Annotated in this window: 2 tRNA genes and 3 rRNA genes; all 5 read left to right on the top strand. The window is 50.9% G+C overall.

Going from position 1 to position 5,597, the window contains the following annotated elements:
* Positions 1-380: 380 nt before the first annotated feature.
* A 16S ribosomal RNA gene (locus C8K61_RS26570) occupies positions 381-1,917 on the top strand.
* A gap of 128 nt (positions 1,918-2,045) precedes the next feature.
* Positions 2,046-2,122: transfer RNA gene (locus C8K61_RS26565), tRNA-Ile, on the top strand.
* A 25-nt stretch (positions 2,123-2,147) separates the two neighbouring features.
* Positions 2,148-2,223: transfer RNA gene (locus tag C8K61_RS26560), tRNA-Ala, on the top strand.
* Between the two features lie 251 nt (positions 2,224-2,474).
* Positions 2,475-5,364, top strand: a 23S ribosomal RNA gene (locus tag C8K61_RS26555).
* A 145-nt stretch (positions 5,365-5,509) separates the two neighbouring features.
* Positions 5,510-5,597 (top strand): 5S ribosomal RNA (gene rrf, locus C8K61_RS26550); the annotation flags it as partial.

Raw genomic sequence — 5,597 nt, 5'->3', positions numbered from 1 at the left:
GTTTGGTCCTGTTAGTAGATCGGTTGAGTTGATCGAAAGCGGTGTAAAGAGGGTGTTGACAGCGGTTTGAAACGCTGTAGAATTCGCCTCCCGCTGACGAGAGACTGAAGTTGATCTGAAGCGCAAGCGGTTGAGTTTGAAAAGAAATTTTCGAAATCGCTTGACGGAATAAGAGGCTGCTGTAGAATGCGCGCCTCGGTTGAGACGAAAGGCTTAACCAACTGTTCTTTAACAACTGAATCAAGCAATTCGTGTGGGTGCTTGTGAGGTAAGACTGATAGTCAACTGATTGTCAGCATCACAAGTAACACTCGTTAATTTGAGAGTTTTTTGCGATTGCTGAGCCAAGTTTAGGATTTTTACAAAATCCGATTATGTTTGAACTGAAGAGTTTGATCATGGCTCAGATTGAACGCTGGCGGCAGGCCTAACACATGCAAGTCGAGCGGATGAGAGGAGCTTGCTCCTTGATTCAGCGGCGGACGGGTGAGTAATGCCTAGGAATCTGCCTATTAGTGGGGGACAACGTTTCGAAAGGAACGCTAATACCGCATACGTCCTACGGGAGAAAGCAGGGGACCTTCGGGCCTTGCGCTAATAGATGAGCCTAGGTCGGATTAGCTAGTTGGTGAGGTAATGGCTCACCAAGGCGACGATCCGTAACTGGTCTGAGAGGATGATCAGTCACACTGGAACTGAGACACGGTCCAGACTCCTACGGGAGGCAGCAGTGGGGAATATTGGACAATGGGCGAAAGCCTGATCCAGCCATGCCGCGTGTGTGAAGAAGGTCTTCGGATTGTAAAGCACTTTAAGTTGGGAGGAAGGGTTGTAGATTAATACTCTGCAATTTTGACGTTACCGACAGAATAAGCACCGGCTAACTCTGTGCCAGCAGCCGCGGTAATACAGAGGGTGCAAGCGTTAATCGGAATTACTGGGCGTAAAGCGCGCGTAGGTGGTTCGTTAAGTTGGATGTGAAATCCCCGGGCTCAACCTGGGAACTGCATTCAAAACTGTCGAGCTAGAGTATGGTAGAGGGTGGTGGAATTTCCTGTGTAGCGGTGAAATGCGTAGATATAGGAAGGAACACCAGTGGCGAAGGCGACCACCTGGACTGATACTGACACTGAGGTGCGAAAGCGTGGGGAGCAAACAGGATTAGATACCCTGGTAGTCCACGCCGTAAACGATGTCGACTAGCCGTTGGGGTCCTTGAGACTTTAGTGGCGCAGCTAACGCATTAAGTCGACCGCCTGGGGAGTACGGCCGCAAGGTTAAAACTCAAATGAATTGACGGGGGCCCGCACAAGCGGTGGAGCATGTGGTTTAATTCGAAGCAACGCGAAGAACCTTACCTGGCCTTGACATGCTGAGAACTTTCTAGAGATAGATTGGTGCCTTCGGGAACTCAGACACAGGTGCTGCATGGCTGTCGTCAGCTCGTGTCGTGAGATGTTGGGTTAAGTCCCGTAACGAGCGCAACCCTTGTCCTTAGTTACCAGCACGTTATGGTGGGCACTCTAAGGAGACTGCCGGTGACAAACCGGAGGAAGGTGGGGATGACGTCAAGTCATCATGGCCCTTACGGCCAGGGCTACACACGTGCTACAATGGTCGGTACAAAGGGTTGCCAAGCCGCGAGGTGGAGCTAATCCCATAAAACCGATCGTAGTCCGGATCGCAGTCTGCAACTCGACTGCGTGAAGTCGGAATCGCTAGTAATCGTGAATCAGAATGTCACGGTGAATACGTTCCCGGGCCTTGTACACACCGCCCGTCACACCATGGGAGTGGGTTGCACCAGAAGTAGCTAGTCTAACCTTCGGGGGGACGGTTACCACGGTGTGATTCATGACTGGGGTGAAGTCGTAACAAGGTAGCCGTAGGGGAACCTGCGGCTGGATCACCTCCTTAATCGACGACATCAGCTTCCTTATAAGCTCCCACACGAATTGCTTGATTCATTGCGAAAGACGATTGGGTCGTCCTTGATGTTTGAGGAGGATCAGTTACGAGTTGTCAGCCTAGTAGCCCGAACAATTGGGTCTGTAGCTCAGTTGGTTAGAGCGCACCCCTGATAAGGGTGAGGTCGGCAGTTCGAATCTGCCCAGACCCACCAATTGTTGTGGAAGAAGCCTCAGTACGGGGCCATAGCTCAGCTGGGAGAGCGCCTGCCTTGCACGCAGGAGGTCAACGGTTCGATCCCGTTTGGCTCCACCACGACGACAAGTAAGAGTTCAGAATTGAGTATTCGCCGGTTGGTGGAATATTGAATTCTGGTCTTTGACTAGAAAGTATTAATCGTTCTTTAAAAATTTGGGTATGTGATAGAAAGATAGACTGGATAGCACTTTCACTGGTGTTTATTCAGGCTAAGGTAAAATTTGTGAGTTCTCTTGAGAGATCAAGAGTATTTCGAATTTTCGGCGAATGTCGTCTTCATAGTATAACCAGATTGCTTGGGGTTATATGGTCAAGTGAAGAAGCGCATACGGTGGATGCCTTGGCAGTCAGAGGCGATGAAAGACGTGGTAGCCTGCGAAAAGCTTCGGGGAGTCGGCAAACAGACTTTGATCCGGAGATGTCTGAATGGGGGAACCCACTTAACATAAGTTAAGTATCTTGCACTGAATACATAGGTGTAAGAAGCGAACCAGGGGAACTGAAACATCTAAGTACCCTGAGGAAAAGAAATCAACCGAGATTCCCTTAGTAGTGGCGAGCGAACGGGGACTAGCCCTTAAGTTGATTTGAGATTAGCGGAACGCTCTGGAAAGTGCGGCCATAGTGGGTGATAGCCCTGTACGCGAAAATCTCTTATCAATGAAATCGAGTAGGACGGAGCACGAGAAACTTTGTCTGAATATGGGGGGACCATCCTCCAAGGCTAAATACTACTGACTGACCGATAGTGAACTAGTACCGTGAGGGAAAGGCGAAAAGAACCCCGGAGAGGGGAGTGAAATAGATCCTGAAACCGTATGCGTACAAGCAGTGGGAGCAGACTTTGTTCTGTGACTGCGTACCTTTTGTATAATGGGTCAGCGACTTATATTCAGTGGCGAGCTTAACCGAATAGGGGAGGCGTAGCGAAAGCGAGTCTTAATAGGGCGTTTAGTCGCTGGGTATAGACCCGAAACCGGGCGATCTATCCATGGGCAGGTTGAAGGTTGGGTAACACTAACTGGAGGACCGAACCGACTACCGTTGAAAAGTTAGCGGATGACCTGTGGATCGGAGTGAAAGGCTAATCAAGCTCGGAGATAGCTGGTTCTCCTCGAAAGCTATTTAGGTAGCGCCTCGTGTATCACTGTTGGGGGTAGAGCACTGTTTCGGCTAGGGGGTCATCCCGACTTACCAAACCGATGCAAACTCCGAATACCAACAAGTGCGAGCACGGGAGACACACGGCGGGTGCTAACGTCCGTCGTGAAAAGGGAAACAACCCAGACCGTCAGCTAAGGTCCCAAAGTCATGGTTAAGTGGGAAACGATGTGGGAAGGCTTAGACAGCTAGGAGGTTGGCTTAGAAGCAGCCACCCTTTAAAGAAAGCGTAATAGCTCACTAGTCGAGTCGGCCTGCGCGGAAGATGTAACGGGGCTCAAACCATGCACCGAAGCTACGGGTATCACTTAGGTGATGCGGTAGAGGAGCGTTCTGTAAGCCTGTGAAGGTGAGTTGAGAAGCTTGCTGGAGGTATCAGAAGTGCGAATGCTGACATGAGTAACGACAATGGGTGTGAAAAACACCCACGCCGAAAGACCAAGGTTTCCTGCGCAACGTTAATCGACGCAGGGTTAGTCGGTCCCTAAGGCGAGGCTGAAAAGCGTAGTCGATGGAAAACAGGTTAATATTCCTGTACTTCTAGTTATTGCGATGGGGGGACGGAGAAGGCTAGGCCAGCTTGGCGTTGGTTGTCCAAGTTTAAGGTTGTAGGCTGACTGCTTAGGTAAATCCGGGCGGTTAAGGCTGAGAACTGATGACGAGTGCTCATTAGAGCGCGAAGTGGTTGATGCCATGCTTCCAAGAAAAGCCTCTAAGCTTCAGATAACTAGGAACCGTACCCCAAACCGACACAGGTGGTTGGGTAGAGAATACCAAGGCGCTTGAGAGAACTCGGGTGAAGGAACTAGGCAAAATGGCACCGTAACTTCGGGAGAAGGTGCGCCGGTGAGGGTGAAGCATTTACTGCGTAAGCCCATGCCGGTCGAAGATACCAGGCCGCTGCGACTGTTTATTAAAAACACAGCACTCTGCAAACACGAAAGTGGACGTATAGGGTGTGACGCCTGCCCGGTGCCGGAAGGTTAATTGATGGGGTTAGCTAACGCGAAGCTCTTGATCGAAGCCCCGGTAAACGGCGGCCGTAACTATAACGGTCCTAAGGTAGCGAAATTCCTTGTCGGGTAAGTTCCGACCTGCACGAATGGCGTAACGATGGCGGCGCTGTCTCCACCCGAGACTCAGTGAAATTGAAATCGCTGTGAAGATGCAGTGTATCCGCGGCTAGACGGAAAGACCCCGTGAACCTTTACTATAGCTTTGCACTGGACTTTGAATTTGCTTGTGTAGGATAGGTGGGAGGCTTTGAAGCGAGGACGCCAGTTCTTGTGGAGCCAATCTTGAAATACCACCCTGGCAACTTTGAGGTTCTAACTCTGGTCCGTTATCCGGATCGAGGACAGTGTATGGTGGGTAGTTTGACTGGGGCGGTCTCCTCCTAAAGAGTAACGGAGGAGTACGAAGGTGCGCTCAGACCGGTCGGAAATCGGTCGTAGAGTATAAAGGCAAAAGCGCGCTTGACTGCGAGACAGACACGTCGAGCAGGTACGAAAGTAGGTCTTAGTGATCCGGTGGTTCTGTATGGAAGGGCCATCGCTCAACGGATAAAAGGTACTCCGGGGATAACAGGCTGATACCGCCCAAGAGTTCATATCGACGGCGGTGTTTGGCACCTCGATGTCGGCTCATCACATCCTGGGGCTGAAGCCGGTCCCAAGGGTATGGCTGTTCGCCATTTAAAGTGGTACGCGAGCTGGGTTTAGAACGTCGTGAGACAGTTCGGTCCCTATCTGCCGTGGACGTTTGAGATTTGAGAGGGGCTGCTCCTAGTACGAGAGGACCGGAGTGGACGAACCTCTGGTGTTCCGGTTGTCACGCCAGTGGCATCGCCGGGTAGCTATGTTCGGAATAGATAACCGCTGAAAGCATCTAAGCGGGAAACTAGCCTCAAGATGAGATCTCACTGGGACCTTGAGTCCCCTGAAGGGCCGTCGAAGACTACGACGTTGATAGGTGGGGTGTGTAAGCGTTGTGAGGCGTTGAGCTAACCCATACTAATTGCCCGTGAGGCTTGACCATATAACACCCAAGCAATTTGCTTAGCGAAAGCACGCAAATTGACAGTGTGAAGACGAACGAACCGAAAGTTCGAACGCAAATTACCGAATCTGAAAAACACATACCCAATTTGGAGTAACGCGAAAGCGAGACTCCACCCGAATTGCTTGACGACCATAGAGCGTTGGAACCACCTGATCCCATCCCGAACTCAGTAGTGAAACGACGCATCGCCGATGGTAGTGTGGGGTTTC

Origin of the sequence: Pseudomonas sp. GV071 (genome assembly GCF_003050835.1) — a bacterium.
Classification (GTDB): domain Bacteria; phylum Pseudomonadota; class Gammaproteobacteria; order Pseudomonadales; family Pseudomonadaceae; genus Aquipseudomonas.
This window is presented reverse-complemented; position numbering and strand designations above follow the sequence as displayed.